The sequence below is a fragment of the Paraburkholderia monticola genome (genome assembly GCF_001580545.1).
Lineage (GTDB): Bacteria > Pseudomonadota > Gammaproteobacteria > Burkholderiales > Burkholderiaceae > Paraburkholderia > Paraburkholderia monticola.
Genome location: NZ_LRBG01000031.1, coordinates 64677 through 86810, shown reverse-complemented (window position 1 = coordinate 86810; position 22134 = coordinate 64677). Strand labels below are relative to the sequence as shown.

16 protein-coding genes are annotated in these 22134 nt (G+C 66.0%); 8 read left to right on the top strand and 8 right to left on the bottom strand.

The annotated features are described in order from the left end of the window. Nucleotides 1-9: 9 nt before the first annotated feature. Nucleotides 10-765 carry an HpcH/HpaI aldolase family protein gene (locus tag CI15_RS19890; RefSeq protein WP_062130109.1) on the bottom strand — a complete coding sequence of 252 codons (756 nt, stop codon included), beginning with the start codon at nt 763-765 and terminating at the stop codon, nt 10-12. 327 nt (nt 766-1092) lie between these two features. Here CI15_RS19890 and CI15_RS19885 point away from each other — a divergent pair, with 327 nt between their 5' ends. Continuing rightward, nucleotides 1093-1785 (top strand): GntR family transcriptional regulator, encoded by a 693-nt coding sequence (locus CI15_RS19885; RefSeq protein WP_062130107.1) that lies wholly within the window; start codon nt 1093-1095, stop codon nt 1783-1785. A gap of 16 nt (nt 1786-1801) precedes the next feature. Here the strand turns inward: CI15_RS19885 and CI15_RS19880 are convergent, their stop codons facing one another. Genes CI15_RS19880 through CI15_RS19870 form a run of 3 tightly spaced genes read right to left on the bottom strand, consistent with a single transcriptional unit; the run spans nt 1802 to nt 6903 of the window. Then, on the bottom strand, nt 1802-3328 hold the full coding sequence (locus CI15_RS19880) for an indolepyruvate oxidoreductase subunit beta family protein (RefSeq protein WP_062130106.1): 1527 nt from the start codon (nt 3326-3328) through the stop codon (nt 1802-1804). A 45-nt stretch (nt 3329-3373) separates the two neighbouring features. After that, nucleotides 3374-4672, bottom strand: coding sequence for an MFS transporter (locus CI15_RS19875; RefSeq protein ID WP_062130104.1), 1299 nt, complete (start codon nt 4670-4672; stop codon nt 3374-3376). Between the two features lie 41 nt (nt 4673-4713). Continuing rightward, a complete protein-coding gene (locus tag CI15_RS19870; RefSeq protein WP_062130102.1) occupies nt 4714-6903 on the bottom strand; it encodes a thiamine pyrophosphate-dependent enzyme in 2190 nt (729 codons plus the stop codon). Nucleotides 6904-7002: 99 nt separating this feature from the next. On the opposite strand from CI15_RS19870, the gene CI15_RS19865 reads away from it, so the two are divergent. The 5 genes from CI15_RS19865 to CI15_RS19845 all read left to right on the top strand — a co-directional run bounded on the left by CI15_RS19865 (nt 7003) and on the right by CI15_RS19845 (nt 12206). Further along, nucleotides 7003-7920 (top strand): LysR family transcriptional regulator, encoded by a 918-nt coding sequence (locus tag CI15_RS19865; protein WP_062130406.1) that lies wholly within the window; start codon nt 7003-7005, stop codon nt 7918-7920. Nucleotides 7921-8095: 175 nt separating this feature from the next. Further along, nucleotides 8096-9172, top strand: a complete 1077-nt coding sequence (locus CI15_RS19860) for an LLM class flavin-dependent oxidoreductase (protein WP_062130100.1) — start codon at nt 8096-8098, stop codon at nt 9170-9172. A gap of 18 nt (nt 9173-9190) precedes the next feature. Continuing rightward, entirely contained in the window at nt 9191-10006 is an 816-nt protein-coding gene (locus CI15_RS19855) for a class II aldolase/adducin family protein (protein WP_062130098.1), read from the top strand. Then, nucleotides 10006-10599, top strand: coding sequence for a cysteine dioxygenase family protein (locus tag CI15_RS19850; RefSeq protein WP_062130096.1), 594 nt, complete (start codon nt 10006-10008; stop codon nt 10597-10599). Before CI15_RS19855 ends, CI15_RS19850 begins: the two co-directional genes overlap by 1 nt. Next, entirely contained in the window at nt 10599-12206 is a 1608-nt protein-coding gene (locus CI15_RS19845; RefSeq protein WP_062130095.1) for a rhodanese-related sulfurtransferase, read from the top strand. Before CI15_RS19850 ends, CI15_RS19845 begins: the two co-directional genes overlap by 1 nt. Before the next feature lie 52 nt (nt 12207-12258). Here CI15_RS19845 and CI15_RS19840 read toward each other — a convergent pair whose 3' ends face one another. Continuing rightward, the gene (locus CI15_RS19840; protein ID WP_062130093.1) at nt 12259-13170 is read right to left on the bottom strand and encodes a LysR family transcriptional regulator; all 912 of its coding nucleotides are present in this window, start codon (nt 13168-13170) and stop codon (nt 12259-12261) included. A gap of 201 nt (nt 13171-13371) precedes the next feature. Between CI15_RS19840 and CI15_RS19835 the strand changes: the two genes are divergently transcribed. Together CI15_RS19835 and CI15_RS19830 are read left to right on the top strand one after the other, a co-directional pair. Beyond that, a complete protein-coding gene (locus tag CI15_RS19835) occupies nt 13372-14328 on the top strand; it encodes an ABC transporter substrate-binding protein (RefSeq protein ID WP_062130091.1) in 957 nt (318 codons plus the stop codon). Nucleotides 14329-14375: 47 nt separating this feature from the next. Next, nucleotides 14376-15587 carry an acyl-CoA dehydrogenase family protein gene (locus CI15_RS19830; protein ID WP_062130089.1) on the top strand — a complete coding sequence of 404 codons (1212 nt, stop codon included), beginning with the start codon at nt 14376-14378 and terminating at the stop codon, nt 15585-15587. A 169-nt stretch (nt 15588-15756) separates the two neighbouring features. On the opposite strand, the gene CI15_RS19825 is transcribed toward CI15_RS19830, so the two are convergent. The 3 genes from CI15_RS19825 to CI15_RS19815 form a co-directional block, all read right to left on the bottom strand. Further along, entirely contained in the window at nt 15757-16623 is an 867-nt protein-coding gene (locus tag CI15_RS19825; RefSeq protein ID WP_062130088.1) for a hypothetical protein, read from the bottom strand. Nucleotides 16624-16721: 98 nt separating this feature from the next. Beyond that, entirely contained in the window at nt 16722-17867 is a 1146-nt protein-coding gene (gene tssA, locus CI15_RS19820; RefSeq protein WP_062130086.1) for a type VI secretion system protein TssA, read from the bottom strand. Further along, nucleotides 17864-22072, bottom strand: coding sequence for a type VI secretion system protein (locus tag CI15_RS19815; RefSeq protein ID WP_062130084.1), 4209 nt, complete (start codon nt 22070-22072; stop codon nt 17864-17866). The genes tssA and CI15_RS19815 overlap by 4 nt, the downstream gene beginning before the upstream one ends. Between the last annotated feature and the right edge of the window lie 62 nt (nt 22073-22134).

Genomic DNA, 22134 nt, shown 5'->3' with positions numbered 1-22134 from the left:
GCAAAAGGATCACGCCCGGCTTCGCGCTTCGCCGCAGGCGAGGGACCGCGCGCTCAGGAAGCCCTGCTTGACCAGTTCGATGTCGTTGGCGCTCACGGCCATCCGGTAGCCGTTGGCGAACGCGCGGCGCGCCGCGCCCGCCTCGCCGGTGAAGATGCCGCACGGCAATCCGTGCGCGCGTGCCGCTTGCAGCACGCGCTCGCAATCGCGCTGAATCACGTCCGCATCCGCCGTGCCGCGCGACAGCGACAGGTCGCCGGTGCCGATGAACAGGTAATCGACACCGCTCACCGCGGCGATCTCGTCGACGTGCTCGACCCCTTCCACCGTTTCGATCAGCAGACCGATCGCGACTTCGCGGTCGGCCGCCAGCATCGCCTCGACGCCCGCCAGCAGCGGCCGCACTCCGCCCGCGGAGCGGCTGCCGAGCGGCGGATAGCGCCCTCCCGCAACGGCGCGCCGCGCGTCATCGGCCGATTCGACGAGCGGCACGAGCACCGAGGCCGCGCCGGCATCGAGCGCCTGCGCAATGGCCGCATGCGAGTTCTCCGCGCAGCGCGCGATGACCGGCACTCGTGCTCCGGCAATACCGATGGCCGCCTCCAGTTGCGTGCGCTCCCACAAGCCGTGCTGCAGATCGAGCACCAGCGCCCCCGGCTTCGCATGCACGGCGAATTCGACGACCGGCACACTGCCGAGAGCCAGCCAGATCAGATCGATTGGCTGATCGCCGCGCAATGCCGGCTTCAGCGTTGGGAACAGCATGTGGAGTACTCCTGAGATGGCTGAAGTCAGAATTTCTGAATTCAGTTTTAACGTGAATTCACTTTAAGACGAAAATATTTAGATGTCAAACAATCTCATAATACGTTGATTGCAGCCAAAAATACGCGTCGAAAAAGTACCATGGCTTGCATCGAGACAACGAGATTTCGACGGAAAAGCGTCGTCTACATTACATTCTGAATTCAGAAAAAGAACGGAAGACGTAGTCGGCGAGACGCTCACCGCGCTATCGCCGCTCACGCTTGACGGCCGAAGCGGGCGCCGCATACGATGGGCCCCAATCCAAACTTCCGCCAACGCTCGCGCATGACCGAAGACACCGCCAACGTGACCAAGCAACCGCGACGCACGGCGCTGCGCCAGACCACACTGACCGAGACGATCTATACGGAGATACGCAAGCGCCTGCGGCACGGCGAGATCGGGCCGGACGACCGGGTGCTCGATTACGAAGTGGCCAATGAATTCGACTGCACGCGTATGCCGGTGCGCCAGGTGCTGCTGCGGCTGGTCAGCGAAGGCTATCTGCTCGGCACGACACGGGGCTTCGTCGTGCCGACGCTCACGAGTGGCGATGTGCGCGAGATCTTCGAGGTGCGTCGCCTGCTCGAACCGAGCGCCGCGGCGAGCACGGCCGCGATTCTCGACGACCGTGTCGACGACGTGCTCAAGCGCGCGTACCAGAAGGCCGTCAAGGCCTATGAGAAAGACGACGGCGACATGATGATCGAGGCCAACGTCGCGTTTCGCGACGCATGGCTTGACGCCGTGCAGAATTCGCGGCTGCGGACCACGATCCGCCGCTTCGCCGATCATGCCCAGCAGGTGCGGCTGCGCACACTCAAAGACCACGCGACGCAGAAAATCGTCGTGGACGGTATGCACGCGATGCTGGAAGGTTTTCTGCAACGCGACCCGAAGCAGATCAAGCTGGCTACGCAAAACTTCATCGCGAGCGCCGAGCAGCGGTATTTCGCGCTGCTCGACGGAGAGGACTGAAGGAGCGAGCGCGCCGTTAAGCGGCCTCGAACTGTTCTTCGCGCGCGAGACCGCAACGCTGCAAATGCTCGCGCAGCTGATTGCCATGCTCGTCGGCCAGCGCCTTGTCGCGCAACTCACGCAAAGTTTGCGGCGTAAGCGCCGCCGGCCTGCGATCCACCACCTTCATCAACGTCTCGTAGTTCCTCAGTCCGCGCGCATGGGTGTCGCCGTAACCTTTGACGAGCCGCTGGCATTGCGCAATTTCGAGCGCGAGGGTCGCGTCGACGCCGGCGGCTGATTCGATCCGCTTCAACCACGCTTCGATACGGCGCGTCTCCAGCGCGTAGCGCAGCGTCGTGCGGCGGCCGCGTCGCCAGCCGGCCAGCAGATACAGCAGCAGGAAGCCGCCGAGCGAACTGGTCTGGATCACGCGGCCCTTCGCGGCCATCCGGGCGACGATGCGATGCACGCCATGCGGCCGCGCCAGCCAGCGGCCGAGCCCGGCCGGCAACGTTTCGCAGATTTCCTCGATGCGAGGATGCATGAACTCGTTGATCTGCAGCACGTGTGCGGCATTCGCGTGGACTTCGTCGCGGACCCGTTCGAAACGGCTCGCGCGGGTCTTCAGATCCGCGACGCGAATCGTGTCCTCATACGACATCCACAGCGCGAGATGCCGCGCCGTTTCGCCGAGCAATCCGGCATCGCCGCCTCCCGGCGCGGCGCGCAGCGCGTCGAGCCGGTCGAGATACAGACTGGCGTAGGCGACATCCTGATAGTCGACGAGCCGCCGGACACCCTCGGTCGCGAGTTCCCGCACCGAGGCGGGAAAATCGCGCACACGCTCGACCAGCGCGGCGACACCCGCATCGCGCGGCGACTGGGCCGCGGCCGTCGGCATCACGCGAGGCAAGTCCGTCGCAACGCCTGCCTCGCAGTCGCGCGCCGCCCGATAGCCGGCATCGAACGCCTTGAGGCTCGTCGCGACACCGACCGCGCCGCGTTCGATCGTCGCCTCGAACTGCTCGCGGCGAAACGGCAGCACCTCGGCCGCGCTCAGCGCACCGAACAACACCGCGCTGATGACGCTGCCCGTGCGTTGCGCGAGCTGCGCCATGTCGAAGCTGACGAAGCGCTTCGCCGCCTCGCGCGCCTGACGCAGCAGCGCGGCCGCGTCGACGCGGCCGTCGCCCAGCGCCGATTTCTCGGCAATCGAATAGACGCGGTGGCTCGATGCGATCAGGGTCGTGCGCTCGCGCGTCACGAAGCCGCGCTGAACCGCGCGCCCGGCTTCCATCAATTCCGACGCGAGCACGATGTCGAGGTCGCCCGGCAACGGCGAGAGCGCAAGCACCGGTGCGCGCGCGCCCGGCTGCGTCGCGCCCGGGAACAGCTCGATGTAGTAGATCGTCGCGCCGGTACGTTGCGCCACGCCGGGCACCGAGGTGGTCTGCGCAAAGTAGCCGTCGGCTTCGGCGAGACTGACGATCCAGTCGGCGAGCACGCCGCCCCCTTCCCCGCCCATCGCGAGAATCGCGATCTTGATTGGCTCAACGGCCATGACAGTCTTCCAGTGACAGGTTGATGGATGTAACGCGATGCAGGCTTACGTCGAACGTTTCGCCGGCAGCATAAAAACGGCGCAGGCGGCGAGCACCCCCACCAGCGCGAACACGACGAAATTCGCCGCGATGCCGAGTCCGCTCGCGGCCACATAGCCGCCGAGCAAGGGCCCGGTCATCGCGCCGATGCGCGAAAAGCTCAGCGCCCAGCCGGTGGCCGCCGCGCGCACGGAACCCGGATAGTAGTCGGCGAGATGACCGGTCAGGATCAGCGACGCCGAGATGCTGCCGACACCGGCCAGCCCGACGAACAGATAGTTCAGCGCCATGCCGTGCCGGTACATCAGCGCGAGCACGGCAAGCGCGCCCAGCAGATAGAACACGCCGAGCGTCGCACGCACGCCGGCACGATCGGCGAGCTTGCCGAGCACGAGTCCGCCCAGCGCCGACGCGAGACTGAACACGATCAGAAAGGTCAGGCTGGAGCCGAGGTCGTAGCCGCTTTTGCGCATGATCGTCGGCAACCACGTGTTGAGCCCGTAGACCAGCAGCAGGCCGCAAAACAGCGCGGTCCAGAAGCACAGCGTCGCGCGCAGATGCTGCTTCGCGAACACTTCGCGCAGCACCGCGCGCCAGCCGCGCTGCGCCGAACTCGCGCGCGCCGGCAGCGCGGGCACCTCGACGCCGAGACGCGCGGCCAGTTCGACCGCCTGCGCGTGGCGCCCTTGTGAGACCAGATACTCGAGCGACTCCGGCAGTGCGCGCGCCATCGGCCACAGAAGCACGAGCGGCACCGCGCCGCACGCGATGACGCCGCGCCAGCCCACCTCGGGCAACAGACGGATCGCCACGGCCGCCGCGCACAGAATGCCGAACGAGTAGCCCGAATACATGACGCCGTAGTTGAAGTGACGGCGATGCGGCGCCGAGTACTCGATGGTCAGCGCGGCCGCCACCGGAATCACGCCGCCGAGCCCCAGGCCGCCGACGAGCCGGAACAGCGCGAACCAGCCGGGGGTCGGTGCCCATGCGGCACCCGTCATCGTCAGCGAGAAGAGCGCCGCGCACGTGAGCAACATGCGGCGGCGCCCGAGCAGATCGCTCAGCGTGCCGATCAGAAACGCGCCAAAGAACATGCCGATCAGCGCGTAGCTGCCCATCGCGCCCAACTGGATCGGGCTCAGGTGCCAGGCCTTGTCCTCCGCGAGCGCCGGCAATACGGCCCCCATCACGCCGACGTCGTAGCCTTCGAACAGAATCGCGAGCCAGCACACCAGCAGCACGCGGCCGGTCAGACGGGACGGCACGCGCAACGCAACGAGTTCATTCGGGACGGCTGACATGGCGCAACGACCTCCTGGGGTCTGCTTACAGCGGGAAGAAATCAGAACGCGTATTTCGCGCGACGCGCAGCGTCGCGGCGCTGCAGCCAGCCGATCACGACATCGCGCACGCGCTGACGCAGGCGATCCCAGCGGGTCGGATTGCTGATCAGCTCCGCGCGATAGAACGACGGACACAGCACCGCCGCATGCGCGACCTCGCCACACAGGCCGCAGCCGACGCAACTGTCGACGACCGTCGCCACCGGATCGCGGCGCAGCGGGTCCGGGTTCGGGCGAATCGACAGCGACGGGCAGCCCGACAGGCGGATGCACGAGTGATCGCCCGTACAGGTATCGGGGTCCACGCCGAAACGCTCGCGCACCACCCGCTCGCCCGCGGCAAGTGCCTTGCGCACCTTGGGCTTTTCGCGGCGCTGGCGGTTCAGCATGCATTCGCTCTGCGCGATCAGGACCTTCGGACCTCGCGCGGTCGTCGTCAATGCTTCGCGCAGCGTCGCGGTCATCGCTTTCAGGTCGTAGGTGCGCCTGATCGTGCGCACCCATTCGACACCGACGCCCCGGACAGCCCGTTCGATTTCATGGCCGGTGCTGCGCGTCGGATTTTGCGCGTTCGACGACGGAATGTCCTGCCCGCCGGTGGCCGACGTGTAGTTGTTGTCGACGATGATCGTCAGGTTGTCGCTGCGGTTGAATACTGCGTTCGCAATGCCGCTCGTCAGACCGTTGTGCCAGAAGCCGCCATCGCCCATCACGGAGATCGCGCGCTTGCCCGCCGGCGCGTTGAGCGCGGCCGCGCCCGCGGCGCCGAGACCGTAGCCCATCGTCGTGTTGCCGAGGTTGAACGGCGGCAGAATCGAAAACAGATGACAGCCGATATCCGCGCTCACGTGATGCGCGCCCAGCTCCCGCTCGACGAGTTTCATCGCGGTGAAGATCGGCCGCTCGGGACAGCCCGTGCAGAAGCCGGGCGGCCGTGCATGAACCGTCCGATCGAGCGACGGCGTGGGCGCGGGCGTGGGCTCACCGGCCTGCTTGCCAGAACTCGCCAGGACCACCGGAATGACTTTGCGCTTCGGCGCTTCGACAGGCTGCGCAGCGACGTGGCCGTAGCGTTCGAGAAAAGCCCGCACGCCTGCCAGCACGGTCGCGGTGGTGTACTCGCCCGCCATCGGCAGCAGGTCCTTGCCATGCAGCGCGGTGTCGACCTGCAGCGTGCGCAGGATGCTCGCCACGTTCTGCTCGACGAACTTCGGCTGCCCTTCCTCGATCACCAGCAGCGCGCGCTTGCCGCGGCAGAACCGCTCGAACTCCGCGTCCACGAGCGGGTACGCCACGTTCATCACATACAGCGGGATGTTCGACTCGCCGTAGACGTCCGCGAGTCCCAGCTTGCCCAATGCGCGAATCAGCGTGTTGTAGGCACCGCCCTGCACGGCGATGCCCACGTCGGCCGCGTCTTCGGAGAAGAATTCGTTCAGCTCGCGCGCCTGAATGAATCGGATCGCGGCCGGCCAGCGCTGCTGCACCTTTTCCTTTTCATGCAGAAAACTCGCGGGGGGCAGCACGATGCGATCGACGTCGCGGGTCGGGTTTTCGAGCGCGTCTTTCACCGTGAAGGTGGGACGGCGATTGGCCGACGTGATGAATTGCCCGTGCACGTGGCACGCGCGAATCCGCATCTGCAGCATGACCGGCGTACTGCTCGCCTCCGACAGCTCGAAGCCGTCTTTCACGGCCTGCACGATCGAAGGCAGGTTCGGGCGCGGATCGAGCAGCCACATCTGCGACTTCATCGCGAACGCGTGACTGCGCTCCTGCATGATCGAGGAGCCCTCGCCATAGTCCTCGCCGACGATGATCAGCGCGCCGCCCAGCACGCCGCCCGAGGCGAGATTCGCGAGGGCGTCGGAGGCGACGTTGGTTCCGACCGTGGCCTTGAACGTGACCGCGCCGCGCAACGGATAGTTGACCGATGCCGCGAGCGTGGCCGCCGCGGTCGCCTCGCTCGCGCTGTTTTCGAAGCGGATGCCGTGCTCGGCGAGAATGTCCTGCGCGTCGGCCAGCACGTCCATCAGGTGCGAGATCGGCGCGCCCTGGTAGCCCGCCACGTACGCGACACCGGATTCCAGCAGCGCCTTCGTGACCGCCAGGATGCCCTCGCCGCTGAACAGCTCGCCGTCGCCGAGGCGCAGCTTTTTGACTTCCTCGACAAATGATCGCTCGGCCATCGCGCACCCTATCGTTTGAGGTTAGGCGAGTATAGGAATAAAGTACGGCTTCTCCGAATCGATCAAATTCTGGCAGCAGCATAAGTTTACTTATTGGCCGTGGACACCAACCGAATCGACCTGAACCTGCTGCGTGTTTTTCACGCGATCCTCGAAGAGCACAGCCTGACGCTCGCCGCGAACCGGCTGGGTCTGTCGCAGCCGGGAGTCAGCTATGCGCTCGGCAGGCTGCGCGCCATCCTCGAAGACCCGCTGTTCGTGCGCACCGGCAACGAGATGCAGCCGACCTCCGCCGCGTTGGAGATGCGCGAGCCGTTGCGCGCGGCAATGGCGGCCGCGGAACATGCGCTGCATCTGATGGTGCCGTTCAATGCGGCGACCAGCACCCGGGTGTTCCGGCTGTCGATGTCGGATATCGGCGAGCTCGCATTCTTGCCCCGGCTGTGCGCGGCACTCGCGGAATGCGCCCCGCGCGTGCGTCTCGACATCCAGTCGGTGCCGCTCGATCAGATCGAGGACGCGTTGCGCGTCGGCCGTCTCGATCTCGCGATCGGCAATTTGCCGGCGCTGGTCGGCCGCACCCGGCATCACCGGCTGTTTCACGAAGACTACGTTTGCATGACGCGCCGCCGCCGCGGACTGCCGAAACGCGCGCTCACGCTCGAACAGTACCTCGCGTTTCCCCATGTGTTCGTGGGTTCGCTCGAAAGCGGCCATCATCAGATCGAAGACAGCTTCCGCAAGCGCAGCATCCACCGTCAAATCGCGCTACAGGTGCCGCATTTCACGGTCGTACCGCATATCCTCGCGCACACCGACTGGATCGTGACGCTGCCGCGACGCACCATCGAACTGCTCAATCCCGCTGGCGACTTCGCGGTCTATGACCTGCCGGTCGAGATTCCCGGCGTGACCGTCACCGTGCACTGGCATAGCGACTACGACACGCATGACGCGAATCGCTGGATCAGAACCCTCGTGATCGATCAACTGAGCGACGAGCCCGCGCACACCTGAACGAAGGCATGCGGACTGCGCGCTAACATGCGCACTCTATATCTTTAGCTAAATTTAATATTTAGTCTTTGCATAACCCGGTGTTAGCCTGAATTCGTCCCGCAGGCGTGCACCGCGTCACGTCTGCTCCCGCTTCCATTTCTCCATCGAAACGAATATCTGGAAAGGAGCTACCGTGAGCGTCGAATTCATCGGCATGATCCAGCAACGCAAGGTCTCGGAGACGCATGCTCCGCAAGGCCCCGCGATCGATACCGACTACGTGCGCAGTTTCGCCCAGGCCCATGAAAACGCGGGCTTCGACCGTATCCTCGTGCCGCACAGTTCGACCAGCCCCGACGCGACCATCACGATCGCCTACGCCGCGAGCGTGACCTCGCGCGTGCACTTCATGCTCGCGCATCGGCCGGGCTTCGTCGCGCCAACATTGGCGGCGCGCCAGATCGCGACGCTCGATCACTTCTCAGGCGGCCGCCTCGCGGTGCATTTCATCTCCGGTGGCAGCGACGAGGACCAGCGACGCGATGGCGACTATCTGAGCCATGACGAACGCTACGCGCGCACCGACGAGTATCTGCAGATCCTGCGCCGTGTCTGGACCGAGGAGCGTCCGTTCGATCACGAGGGCCGCTTTTATCGCTTCGAAAAAGCCTTCTCCGAAGTCAAACCGAAACAGTCGCCCCACGTGCCGATCTATTTCGGCGGTGCCTCGGAGCCCGCTCTCGCGGTCGCGGGCAAGCACGCGGACGTCTACGCGCTGTGGGGCGAATCGAAACAGCAGGTCCATGAGCAGATCACGCGCGTGCAAGCCGAGGCCGCCAAACACGGGCGACGCGTGCGCTTCTCGGTATCGTTCCGGCCGATCCTCGCGTCGACGGAGAAAGCCGCATGGGAGCGCGCCGAACACATCCTCGACGAGACGCGCCGGTTGCGCGTCGAGCAAGGCTTCGCGCGTGGCGGCCCGCAACAGAGCGAAGGCGCGCGGCGTCTGCTCGCGGCGGCCGGCGACGGCGTGCGCGCGGACGAACGCCTGTGGACCGCGGTTGCCAAAGAGATCGGCGGACGTTCGAATTCCACCGCGCTCGTCGGCACACCGGCGCAGGTCGCGCAAACGCTCGCCGAATATCACGCGCTCGGTGTCACGACGTTCCTGATCCGCGGCTTCGACCCGCTCGAAGACGCGATCGACTATGGCCGCGAACTGATCCCCGCGACGCGCGAACTGGCGTCGCGCGCACGCCACGCGGCGTAACGGGAGCGCGACGACATCATGAGCACCGTACTCGCCGATAAGCCCGCGCTTGCGTTTCGCCCCACCCCGCTGCGCAAGTTCTGGTTCGACGACGACGCCGAGCCGCCCCGTTCGCTCGGGGAAGAGCGCTTGCACCGGCAACAGCGCCTCGCCGGCGCGTTCCGCCTGTTCGCGCGCTATGGCTTCGCGCAGGGTCTCGCCGGTCACATCACCGCACGCGATCCCGAATGGACCGATCATTTCTGGGTCAATCCGCTTGGCCGGCATTTCGGCCGCATCCGCGTGTCGGATCTGTTGCTCGTCAACAGTCACGGTGAAATCGTGATCGGCGACGGACCCGTCAATCAGGCCGCGTTCGCGATTCATGCGGCGATTCACGAGGCACGGCCCGACGTGGTGGCCGCCGCGCACACGCATTCGCTGTATGGCAAGGCCTGGTCGACGCTCGGGCGCAAGCTCGATCCGCTGACGCAGGACTCGTGCGCATTCTACGAAGACCATGCGCTGTTCGACGACTTTCGCGGCGTCGTGCTCGACACTACCGAAGGCGCACGCATTGCCGACGCGCTCGGCTCACACAAGGCCGTGATCCTGAAGAACCACGGCATCCTCACGGCCGGTCCTTCCGTGGAAGCGGCCGCGTGGTGGTACATCGCGCTCGATAACGCGTGCCACGCCCAACTGCTCGCGCAGGCGGCCGGCACGCCGCAGCCGATCCCGCACGACATGGCGGCGCTCACGCACCAGCAAGTTGGCCGCGCGAATGGCGCACGACACGCATTCGACAGCCTCTATGACGGGCTCGTCGAAGCCGAGCCGGAGCTGCTCGACTGATGGCCATCCACAAACTGCGGCGTTTCGTCGGCGAGATCGCGGCGCTCGTCGATTCAGGCGTGCACGAAGCTGCGCTGCTCGAACAAGGCGCACGTGCACTGCGCGAACTGATCGCCGTCGATGACTGGCTGCCGGACACGTACGTGCAGCCGTCCGCCGAAGGCTATCAGCAATACCTGTTGTATGCCGATGCCCGCCAGCGCTTCAGCGTGGTTAGCTTCGTGTGGGGACCGGGGCAGCAGACGCCGATCCACGACCACACGGTGTGGGGCTTGATCGGCGTGCTGCGCGGCGCCGAACTCGCCGCGCCGTATGCGCGCAACGACGACGGCACGCTGCGTCAAACGGGCGCCGAAGTGCGTCTCGAAGCGGGCGACGTCGAAGCGGTGTCGCCGGGCATCGGCGACATTCATCGCGTGCGCAACGCCTACGACGACCGCACGTCGATCAGCATCCACGTCTATGGCGCCAACATCGGCGCGGTGCGCCGCTCGACTTATACACCCGACGGTCTGCCGAAGCCCTTCATCTCCGGTTACTCGAACGACACGCTCCCCAACCTGTGGGACCTCAGCAAGGAACAGCATCACTGATGACGACTTTTCCGGTTCGCACCTACGAAGACGTGCGCGAAGCGCTGCTCGCGCGCCGCGAAATCGCGCTGCTCGATGTCCGCGAAGAAGATCCGCATGCGCAGGCTCATCCGCTGTTCGCGGCGAATTTTTCGCTGTCGAAGCTCGAACTCGACGCCTATACGCGTCTGCCGCGCCGCGACGTGCCGATCGTGCTGCTCGACGCCGGCGAAGGCCTCGCCGCACGCGCGGCCGACAGGCTGACCGCGCTCGGCTATACGCAGGTTGCGCTGCTCGCGGGCGGCCTCGACGGCTGGACTCGCGCCGGCGGTGAAGTGTTTCGCGACGTCAACGTGCCGAGCAAGGCGTTCGGCGAATTCGTCGAAGCGCTCCGGCACACGCCGTCTCTGTCGGCTGAGGCGGTAGAGACATTGCTGACCGATGGCGACGACGTCGTCGTGCTCGATGCACGGCGTTTCGACGAATACCAGACGATGAACATCCCCGGCAGCGTCAGCGTGCCCGGCGCCGAACTCGTGCTGCGCGCGCGAGCGCTCGCGCCGGACCCGACAACGCGCGTGATCGTGAATTGCGCGGGGCGTACGCGCAGCATCATCGGCGCGCAGTCGCTCGTCAATGCGGGACTGCCGAATCCTGTCGCGGCGCTGCGCAACGGCACGATCGGCTGGACGCTCGCGGGACAGTCGCTCGAACATGGCAGCGACCGGCAGTTCGATCCTGAAGCCGGACTCGACGCCGAGCACCTCGCCGCGTCGCGTGGCGCGGCGCGCGCGCTTGCGGACCGCGCGGGCGTGGGCCGCACGACACTCGACGAAGCCGCGCGCTGGACCACCGAAGCATCGCGCACCACCTATCGCTTCGACGTGCGCACGCCCACCGAATACGAACGTGCGCATGCACCCGGCTTTCAGGGCGCACCGGGCGGCCAGCTCGTCCAGGAGACCGACATGTTCGCGCCGGTGCGCGGCGCGCGTGTCGTGCTGTTCGACGACGACGGCGTGCGCGCCAACATGACGGCCTCATGGCTCGCGCAGATGAACATCGAGGTCTATGTCGTCGACGGCGCGAGCGCGCAAGACCTGAGCGCGAGCGGCGCGTGGCGCGGCGCGAAACCCGAGCCGGTGCCCACACCGACCGTGTCCGCGGAAGAACTGGCTGCGCTCCTTGCAGACCCTTCGAGCCGCACGCTCGTGATCGACGTGACGGCCAGCGCGAATCATGTGAAAGCCCATATTCCGGGCGCCTGGTGGCTCGTGCGTTCGCGACTGTCCAACACCGTCGACGATCTGCGCACGCTGCCGGACGCGAAACGCTACGTGGTCACGTGCGCGACCAGCGCGCTCGCGCCGTTCGCCGCGCCGGAGCTGGCCGCGCTGACCGGCAAGCCGGTGCAGGTGCTCGAAGGCGGCACGTCCGCGTGGATTCGCGCGGGTCTGCCGACCGAATCCGGCGACGCGCATCTGGCGTCGCCACGCATCGATCGTTACCGGCGTCCGTATGAAGGCACCGACAACGCGCGCGAAGCGATGAACGCGTATCTGGAATGGGAGTACGGCCTCGTCGCACAGCTGGAGCGCGATGGCACGCATGGCTTCTTCGTGATCTGATCGGCGGGTGCAACGCGGGCGCCGCGTGAAGCGGGCGCCCGCCTCGGTGTTGTTACGCCGCGCGCGACAGCCGCGCCGCCTTGAAGCTCTGCTCGACGCTTTCCGACAGCACGGCGAGCGCTGACTGCATCTTGCCAAGCGCACGAGACCTGACGATCCATACCGCGATCTCGGGCTTGAAGTCGCTGACCTGAATCACGTCGAGCTGCGCGGCATGCGCACTGATGCGCAACAACGGCAGCGGAACCAGCCCCAGCCCGACACCATCGGCGACGAGACCGAGTTGCAGTTCCGTGCCTAGAGTTTCGAGGTTGAGCTTCAACGCGTAGCCTTGCGCGGCGAGCGCTTGCTGCAACCCCGCCCGAAAACCGCAGCCGTCAGGATTCAGCACCCAGCCGTACTGCTGGCATTCGGCCAACGTGTGGGTGCGCTTTTTCAGGCTCCCCTTCTGCGCGACGACAGCGAGCTTCAGCTCGCCGAGCGCTGCTCCGGCCAGTGCATCGGGCAATACGCGATTGGCCGGCAATAGCACGATTGCGGCATCGAGCTCGCCGTCTTCGAGCTTCTGCAGCAGCGGATTGCCCCAGCCCGTCGACACCCGCGCCTGCAGCTCGGGATGCGCGCCGCGCAGCGCGTGCAAGGCCTTCAGCATCGCGACGTCGGCGACCGTCTGCGCGACGCCCAGGCGCAGCACACCGGCAAGCGGTGCGTCTTCGGTGACGAGATGCCTGAGCGCGTCGACTTCGCGAACGATCGCGCGACACTGCTCGTACACGGCGCGGCCCATCGGTGTGGTTTTCAGCGGCTTGGTGTTGCGGTCGAGCAGCTCGACGCCGAGCGCTTCCTCGAAGTTCTGGATGCGGCGCGTGACGGCCGGTTGCGTAAGCGCGAGAGAATCGGCCGCCTGACTCAGCGACTGGCTACGCACGACGGCGACGAAGGCCTCGATTTCATCGAGTTTCATGGATGGTGGCGGTGTTGAATGGAACGTTGAGCGGCCCGTGCATGCCGGAGCGTCACATGAGCTTAGCGTGTCGGTGCACCCCTGTTCAAGCGGCGCGTGCTTTCCTCACTCGCATATTAACAAAGAAGAACAATGCGTTTGCCTTATAAAACACGGGTCCGTATCGTGTGCTTTTCTACCTGGCCCTGCGCAGCGCTTCCCATGTCCTATCTTTCGAATCGGTTTTTGCTGAAGCTTTCCGGTCTTCTGTTCGGCGCGCTGGTCGTGTCCGCGCCCTTTGCGGCCTGGGCCGATTCCACGCTGAAAGTCGGTGACCAGCAGTTGCAGACCCGCGGCATCCTCGAAGCCTCTGGACAACTGAATAATCTGCCGTACAAGATCGAATGGTTCAACTTTCCGGCCGCGCAACCGCTCGGCGAGGCGCTCAATGCGGGCGCGATCGACGTCGGCGGTCTCGGCGATGCGCCGCTGATCTTCGCCTACGCCGCGGGCGCCCGGGTCCGTGCAGTGGCGGCAACACGCTCGATCCCGCGCGACCTCGCGATCGTCGTGCCCGATGGCTCGCCGATCAGAACAGCCACTGATCTCAAAGGCAAGCGCATCGCGACGACGCGCGGCTCGATCGGTCACTACCTCGCAATCGCAACGCTGGAGCGCGCCGGTATCAAACTGTCCGAGGTGTCGCTGCGTTTCATGCAGCCGGCCGATGCGAAAGCGGCGCTCGCGTCGGGCAATGTCGATGCATGGTCCACGTGGGACCCCTACGTCGCGCTCGCCGAGCAGAAAGATCATGACCGCAGCATCGCCAACGGCATCGATCTGTCGTCGGGACTCAGTTTTCAGGCGGCGACGGAAACATCGATCAAGGACAAGCATGCGCAGATCGCCGACTTCCTGAAGCGCGTCGCCGCGGGCCAGCGCTGGGCGCTCGCGCATCCCGACGAAGTCGCCGCGATGCAATCGAAAGTGACCGGCTTGCCGCCCGACGTGCTGAAGACGGTCTACCAGCGCGCGCAACTGCATCCCGTTGCGATCGACGACGCCGTGGTCGCCGAGCAGCAAAAGACCGCCGACCTGTATCACCGCGCGGACGTGATCAAGACGCGCCTCGACGTAGCGCCCAGCTTCGACAGGCAGTTTCCGCTCGACGCGCCGTGAGATCGCATGCATCCCGGCAACCCGCAATCGCAACCGGTCCCTTCACGATGACGAGCCGTCCCCCCGATAACGCACTCGCCGAAACCGAACGCGACGCCGCCGCGCTCGATGCGCTCGCCGATCTCGACAGTCCGCGAGCCGCCGCCTGGCTCGACGCGCTGACCCGCGAGTTCGCCGCCAACTCGGCCGCGCTCGACGCGGGCCCGCTGTTCCCGCACGACAACCTCGCGCGTCTGCGTCGCGCGGGCCTGCTGTCGCTGACCGTACCGCGCGCGCTCGGCGGGCGCGAGGCCTCGCTCGCGCAAACGCTGCGCGTGGTCGGCGCGGTGGCGCGCGGCGAACCGTCGACGGCCTTGATCCTCGTGATGCAATGCCTGTATCACCTGCGTTTGCAGGCCAATCCGAACTGGCCTGTCGCGCTGAAGGAACGCATCGCACGCGACGCCGTCGAGCGCGGCGCGCTGATCAACTCGCTGCGCGTCGAACCCGAACTCGGTTCGCCGTCGCGCGGCGGTCTGCCCGCGACGATCGGCCGGCGCGCGGACGGTCACTGGCTGCTGAACGGCCGCAAGCTCTATTCGACCGGCAGCCCGGGGCTCACATGGTTCGCGGTGTGGGGCCGCACGGACGAGGCCTCGCCGCGCGTCGGCACGTGGCTCGTGCATCGCGACACGCCCGGTATCCGCTTCGGCGAGCCCTGGAATCATCTCGGCATGCGCGCGACCGGCAGTCACGAAGTGATCTTCGAGGACGTGCGCGTGCCGCTCGACCATGCGGTCGATTTGCAGCCACCGCTGCACGCCACCGGCATGGACCCGCTGACCGGCATCTGGATGAACGTGCTGCTGCCGTCGATCTATGACGGCGTCGCGCGGGCCGCGCGCGACTGGTTCGTGCAATGGGCCGCGCAGCGTGCGCCTTCAGGGCTCAACGCGCCGCTGTCGAGCCTCGAGCGCTTTCAGCAGACGGCGGGCTGCATCGACGCGCTGCTGTTCAACAACCGCGCGCTGCTCGATGCGGGCGCGGCGGGTCACGTCGACGCGACACAAGCGCCGGCGATCAAGTATCTGGTCAGCCAGCACGCGATCGAAGCGGTGCAACTCGCGCTCGAAGCGAGCAGCAATCCGGGACTGAGCCGTAACAACCCGCTAGAGCGCCACTATCGCGACGTGCTGTGCGCGCGCATTCATACGCCGCAGAACGATACGGTGCTGGGTCAGCTCGGGCGTGCCGCTTTTGCCGGTTTCGCCGCTTTATAGTTCCCGCCACACACCATCAGGGCGCCTTGCCAGAACCTGCAGCGTGACTGATTCCTCAGGTGGGCTGGCGGCAACAGCCCGGCCTTAGGAAAAGCTTCGCATAAGGCCGAACTGTTCTTGCTGGGGATCGGACAGGTTTCCAGGCAGAACCAGCCGTCCACCATGAGCTCTACGTCATGCTCGAGTTACTGGAATCGTTGCGGTAATCACCGGCCTTGACGGTAACCGCTGCGAAAACCACCGGGGCCGCCGCCAGCGAAACCTTGCCCGCCCATTGCTTGACCTCCTGCCACTTTGCCGGGTTGTACTGGTACTTTGCTTCCTTCTTGACGCAGCACCACTTTTCGCAATTGCCATGCTCACTAGAGATCAGTGCGGTGACTTGATCCGGCGTACTCGTATTGACCGTACTCGCTCTATTGTCGTTTTTCCTTTTCAGCTTTTCTTTGACGTCGTGAAGGTTTTGCCCCTGCTTGACGTCCACATCGGCGATCCAGTTGTTCACGAGCGTCAGAACATCATTGAACGTCGTCAGCTCTTTCTGGAGCTTTTCCTTTCGACGTTCGACCTGCTGGATCAGAAGCGCCAGCTTGTACATGTCGTCGCAGGTCTCGTTACTGCTGTTGTACTCTCTGATACCGTCGTTGAGCGCTTCGAACGCATGCGCAAGTTTCCAGCGATACCGGTCCAGGTTTTCAACGGTCAATTCCTTGATCTGGAATTTCGCCTTTTCCTCATTCGTTTTCGCATCGGCTATTTGACCCTCACGCACCTTGCCGCGAATCGCGTCACCGACCTTGTCGATGATCGCCCCCGAAACAGCGCCCACAACTGGCACGGGGATCAAGGACAGAAAAAGTTTGCCGACCGTAACAGCGGCACCGATACCTTTGCTGGCGGCGGAACCTTTGCTCGACACGGCGCTTCGCATGCTGTGAAAGAGCCTCGAGTGAATAATCTGCTCGTCCCAGCTTTTGCTTTCGACCTCGGCCTTCGCCTGCGCAAACGGATCTGGATTGAAATACGGAGTAGTCATGTTGGTCTCCTGAATTGGGCTTGAGATGGGCGCACCGCTGTGCGCCGGCAAAATACCGGGTTATAGGTTGAAGCGTCTGCTACGTCAGCAGGGCTCCGTCATTCGACGCCGAGCATGGCGAAAAAGCGCGACATGTCCCCTTCCGTGCGCACGACCTCGCGCATCAGATCGGGCAGCGACATCGCGCCCCACGACACCGCCCGCCGCAGCAGAAACGGTGTCGGGCTATGCGGTTCATGCTCGGCCAGATAGCTCGCCACGAGTTCGATCAGGTCATACGCCTGCTCGCGGCTCTCCACTCGCGCGGGCAGAGACCTGACTGTGGCGGTCGGTGACGGCAAGTCCAGCGTGGCGTTGCTCATGGTTTTTTCCATCGATGCGAGGTGGGAAGCCGCGCTCGACACACCGGCGAGGCGTAGGTCAGAGGAGTCGTCGATAACGCTGGCTTGAGGCGCGGCAGCCAGCGCCTGATTGCCGCACAGGCTGGTCACGGCACGAGCCAGACTCATCAGAACATCGTCGACCCGGCCAAGATGCGGCGAGTCGTCTTGCAGCAATTCATCGAGCAGATGCCTGAATTTCGCCCATGCCGCTCGCGCCAGTTCCAGTTGCTGGTGAAGCGATACGAGCGCTGGAAGGTTGCGTCCCTTCTTCACGTGCTTGTCGAGCAGATCGCGCGTGAGGTCGGCCGCATCTGCATCACCGCCGTCCAGCACGACACGCTGCCAATCGTCGAGGTTGACCTGCGCCGGCTCGCGCCCGTCGATGACGAGCAGCGGTATGTGCAGCGTCAGCACGAGCGGCAGCGTGTCGTTGAGCCAGACGAACGGCGCGGCGCGCGCTTCCGCGTCGCCCTCCTCCAGCATCGGCCACGCGCTTGACCAGAAGCGTTCGGCGAGGACCGTCAGCAACCGTGTCCCGTTCATCAGGCCTTCGACGCCATGCAAATGCACCCACGCCTCGCACAGCCACGCGGCCAGCTGAAAATCCTTGCTGCGCGTCGCGAGCGCGTCGCTGGCGAGCGCAGCGACGAGTTTCCAGTCCGCCTTGATGAGCGGCCGCTCCCATTCGCCCATTGGCAGATTCGGATCGTCCTGGTGTCGCGCTTCGCGGATCTGCTGGAACACGGGCTCGTAGCGCAGCGAAACGCCTGTGCCGCCTTCGCCGCCGGGCACGGGTGCCAGCAACGCATCGAAGTCGACGTTAGAGCCCGGCTCGACCTCCATCGGCAAAGCCTGTTTCATAGTGCACTCCATTCCGGTGCGCGCACCGGGAAACTGCCGGGCCACGGCAGCGGTGTTTTCTTACCCGCGGGCATCAGCGCGATGCGCACATAGACGCGCCCATGCGCCTGCTTCGGCAACAGCGAAAGGTCGGCGGGGTTCGCCGTGCCGAGCGGGAACTCGATTTTCAGCAGTTGCGAGGCGCGCTCGCCGCGACCACTGGTGTCGGCCACCCGCTGCCGGTTGATGAACGTGATGAGCGCCCACGGATCGGAGAACTGCCAGGTGAGCGTGCGGCCGTCGGTGGAGTAGCCGCGCTGCTGCGCGTCCGCCACGGCGGTCAGCGGCGAGTCCTTCGCGAAGCGCAGCACGAGCGAGACCGGCGTGCCGAAGTCCCAGTGCATGGCGTGCGGCGCTTCGTTCATCGACAGACTCTGCGAGCCGATGGTGAGCGTCCAGTCGATGATCTGGTTCGCCGCGACCTCGGCGTTCCGGTTGACGCGGAACTCGACGCCCACGTCGTAGCCGGCGGCCGCGCCGTCGTCCGACGGATAGAGCGGCGCGAGCAGCGTCTTCACCTGATCGAAGTTCTCGATGAACTGGCGCACCTTGTAGTTCGTCATCGCCGGCGAAGCGCCCGTGCTCGACGCATGGAACGTCTCCGATACCGGCTCGTAGCGCTTGAGCACCTGGCCCAGCTCGCCAAAGTCGGCCACCGTCGGCGTGCCGTTGTTTCGCGCAGCCACGCGCAGCATTTCGCTGTTGTCGAACGGCATGCGTCCCGCCACGCTCTCGTTGAACGCCGTGGCGAAACTACCCCACTGCTGGCGCATTTCCGATGCGTAACCCTGGCTGCAACGCGCGAGCAGGCTGTCATACAGGCGCGCGTGCCGCGTGGCGAAGTAGTCGTCGCCGCCATTCGTCGACGGCCGGCCGGTGAACTTCGCCATGCAGCCCGCCGGACCGGGATCGGCCGACACCGACAGCACGAACTGCTCGAGACGCAGCAAGCTGCTGTTCGGGTTCTTCAGGCGGTAGCGCTCCAGGTCGCGGTCGATCGCCTGCCAGCGTTGCGCGAGCGGCGAGGCGGCGTCGCTCGTATCGAGCGCGGCGAGATACACCGAAGCCTGTTTGCCGAGCATCAGCGCGCGCGAGGACTGCTGGTCGAGATACGGCGCGAGGGCGGCCCCGTCGGCCACGCCGAACGCCACGAGAATCGGCGAACGCGCGCCGTGCGCGCTGTCGGCACTCGCATCCTGGCGCGTGGCGTACAGCTCGGATTGCGTGAGGGCGTCGTCCACGCGGCGCAGGTGCGCCATGGCGTCGTTCGACACCAGCGTGTCGAGATCCTCGAGTTGCGCGCTCGCGCGTAGCTCGGTGAGCAGCGCCTCGATGCGCGCGAGCCGCGAGCGAGCCGCCTCGAACGCCGAGCTGTCGAGGTCGGCCGGCGCCGTGGTGACGTTCGCGGCCGCGGCGGTCTGGTCGAGGATCAGACGCGCGAACTGGAGATCGAGCGCGGCTTCGATACCGGGGCGCGCCGCCGCTGGCAGATTCACCAGACCTTCGGCCAGGAAGCGCTTGCGCACGTCGCCGAGCGCGAGCGCCTGATCGAGCTGCGCACGGTCCCAGACGATGGTCGAGCCCTCGGTGAGCGTGGGCAGTTCGCGATTGCGCGGGGCGACCATGAACGGCTGGCTCAGCAGTCCCGACAAACCATCGCGCAATGCGACGCGACCCGGCGCAACGCTGTAGCGCGCATCCTTGTCGACCCAGACGATGCCGCTGTCCGCGCTGCCGAAACGCAGCGCAAACTCGCTGCGGAAGGCCTGGAAGCCGGTGTCCTCGCGCTGGCGGATTTGCGCGGCGAGGTCGGCGCCGAGCAGGCGGCTTTGCGCCACGTGTGCAAGCGTGCGCTCGTAGGTCGGCCCCGGCTTGAACTGCGTCTGATGCATCCACCCGCCCTTGCCCGATGCGAGCAGATCGCGCTGCGTATCGACGCCCGCCACCACCGCACGGTAGCCGTCGGTGATTTTCGCGAAGTCGCCCGTGCCCGAGTCGGCTACCGTGAGGCTGCTCAGACGATCGGAGATGGCACGCTCCGCGACCAGCAGCGGATTGTTCGTGAACATGGCGGCATCGAGTTGCTGCGCGCCTTTGACGAACGTGCAGCCCAAGGCCTGCTGCACGGCCGCGAGATTGACACCCGCCGAGCCATTGGCGGCCAGGTTGCGGCCGTCCTGATCGCGATAGAAGTAAGGCACGCTGCCCGACACATTGCCCTGCAGGTCCGCGCCGAGCGCATAGCGCACCACGAGCCGCAGCGAGTCGGCGTTGTCGGACGCGGGATGCTGTAGGCGCTGCAGCGCCTGCAGCGCCGCGTCGAGCTGATCGACGTTGTTCACGTAGAGCTGGAGCGCGCGCATCGGCGGCAGATCGTCGAGCGCGAGGCTGAGCGGCGCGCCTGCGTCGACCCGGCCAGCGCTGGGCGCCGCGCAGTCGTCGCCGATGATCAGTTGGCCCGAGCTCGGGTCGCGCCCCACGCCGGTCAGCTGGCTCACGTGCGCGTACATCTCGCGCTCCAGCGCGGCGACGGCAATTTCGCCAAACTCGCGCTCGAAGCGGTCCCTCACGCGCGCGTTCAGATCGTCGACGAAGCCCCACGAGCCAGGCATGAAGATCGTCCAGCCGCTGCCCGTCCTGAGGTTCTGGTTCATCGCGATCAGCGCGAGCGCTTTGCGGCGATACCAGTCGGCGGGCAGGTCCTGGCCTTGCTGCGCGGCATTCGCACGCTCAGCCGAATCACGATGCAGCGCGCCAAGGGCCGCAACCAGCTCGCCGTTGCGATGGCTGAGCTGCACCGTCGCGACGACGAGCCCGAGACCCCAGCCGCCCAGCAGCGCAATGCCGCCCCAGCGCAACGCCCGGTTGAGCACGGGGCGCGCGAGATGCTGCGAGCGCGAAGGCCGCGTGAGGCCATATTCGAGGAAGATCTTCTTCTCGAACAGATCGCGCAGGAATGCCGGCTGCAGCATGAGGTCGTTGATCTGGCCGCCAGGCTCGCGCCGGCCGCCGCCCATCTCCGCATCGGCTGCGTTGCCAGGGTGGTCGGCCGCATAGCTAGGCTCCCTCGCCGCATACGGCGCGAGCGCGTCGTGCACCTCGCCGGACGGCGCTTCGAGCGCGGGCAAGCCGTCGCCCTCCAGCGCCGGGCCATCGGTCTGCGCCACGCTCCATTGCGCGAATTCGCTCGCGTCGCCGGTCAGATAGATGCCGCGGAAAAAGAACGGCTCGTGGTAGGCGCTCGCGCGCAGCAGTTCGTCGACGTAGAGCTGGAGTTGCGCGCGCATGGCGTCGATGCGCGAGGGCAGTTGCAGGAACTGACGCGCGTCGAGATTTGCGGAATCGAGCGCGAACAACTCAGCACTCGCGTCCGAGACCGAGCGCATGATGCCGTTCATCGCCGTGTCGACCCAGCCGGGCTGGTAGGTGGTCGACAGGTCGTACGGCGAAGACCAGCCGAGCATGCTCGCGCGCAGCGGCTCGGGCAGCGCACGCGCGAATGTCGCGAAGCCGGGTAGCGCCTCGCAACCGGTCACGACCACGTACACGGCGAAGCGCATCGCGAAGCGGTTCTGCGCCAGCCACAGGCGGCGGTGCGCGAGCTTCGCGTGACGCACGAGTTCGAGGCGCGCGTCGGTATCGTCGGCGAGCAGCGTGGCCGCGGGCACCGTGATCACCACCGAGTCGAACGGGCGCTGCTGGCGATAGTTGCGGCACAGGCTCAGGAACTCGTCCCAGGGCTTGCCGTCGCCGTCATCGTCGGGCGAACCCAGATAGGCCGCCTTGATGTCCACCACGATGCCGCGATCGAAGAAGTGCCACGAAATGCCCTCCGTGGCCGCCGGGCTCGCCGCGTCGGCGCCGAGCACGCTCGCCACGCCCGCCTGGGCGATCGGCAGCGGACGCGGATCGTCGCCCTCGTTGAGGACCATGATCCACGGAATGTTGTAGCGCTCGGCGCGCGACGCGATGTTGCCCTCGATCAGCTCGACGGCCTGGCGAAACGCGCTGCGCAGCGAGTCCGAACGCAGGCGCACGATCTTGCGCTCGGCGGCGGGCTTCGCGTGCGAGCCGTGCAGCGCGAAGTAGATCACCGCGCCGAGCACCGCGCACGCGACCAGCGTGAGCACCGCGATGGAAAGCAGAAACAGGTTGCTCGTCAGCATCGGCGCGCCCCCGGGAAAAACAGCTTCGACGGCGTCATTGCAGGCTCGCGCATCACAGGGTT

Excerpts from the sequence above, each read along its gene's own strand:
- CI15_RS19875 (WP_062130104.1), bottom strand. The coding sequence starts at position 4,672 with ATGTCAGCCGTCCCGAATGAACTCGTTGCGTTGCGCGTGCCGTCCCGT.
- CI15_RS19840 (WP_062130093.1), bottom strand. The coding sequence starts at position 13,170 with ATGAAACTCGATGAAATCGAGGCCTTCGTCGCCGTCGTGCGTAGCCAG.
- CI15_RS19850 (WP_062130096.1), top strand. The coding sequence starts at position 10,006 with ATGGCCATCCACAAACTGCGGCGTTTCGTCGGCGAGATCGCGGCGCTC.
- CI15_RS19835 (WP_062130091.1), top strand. The coding sequence starts at position 13,372 with ATGTCCTATCTTTCGAATCGGTTTTTGCTGAAGCTTTCCGGTCTTCTG.
- CI15_RS19825 (WP_062130088.1), bottom strand. The coding sequence starts at position 16,623 with ATGACTACTCCGTATTTCAATCCAGATCCGTTTGCGCAGGCGAAGGCC.
- CI15_RS19845 (WP_062130095.1), top strand. The coding sequence starts at position 10,599 with ATGACGACTTTTCCGGTTCGCACCTACGAAGACGTGCGCGAAGCGCTG.
- CI15_RS19885 (WP_062130107.1), top strand. The coding sequence starts at position 1,093 with ATGACCGAAGACACCGCCAACGTGACCAAGCAACCGCGACGCACGGCG.
- tssA (WP_062130086.1), bottom strand. The coding sequence starts at position 17,867 with ATGAAACAGGCTTTGCCGATGGAGGTCGAGCCGGGCTCTAACGTCGAC.
- CI15_RS19855 (WP_062130098.1), top strand. The coding sequence starts at position 9,191 with ATGAGCACCGTACTCGCCGATAAGCCCGCGCTTGCGTTTCGCCCCACC.
- CI15_RS19870 (WP_062130102.1), bottom strand. The coding sequence starts at position 6,903 with ATGGCCGAGCGATCATTTGTCGAGGAAGTCAAAAAGCTGCGCCTCGGC.
- CI15_RS19890 (WP_062130109.1), bottom strand. The coding sequence starts at position 765 with ATGCTGTTCCCAACGCTGAAGCCGGCATTGCGCGGCGATCAGCCAATC.
- CI15_RS19880 (WP_062130106.1), bottom strand. The coding sequence starts at position 3,328 with ATGGCCGTTGAGCCAATCAAGATCGCGATTCTCGCGATGGGCGGGGAA.
- CI15_RS19830 (WP_062130089.1), top strand. The coding sequence starts at position 14,376 with ATGACGAGCCGTCCCCCCGATAACGCACTCGCCGAAACCGAACGCGAC.
- CI15_RS19815 (WP_062130084.1), bottom strand. The coding sequence starts at position 22,072 with ATGCTGACGAGCAACCTGTTTCTGCTTTCCATCGCGGTGCTCACGCTG.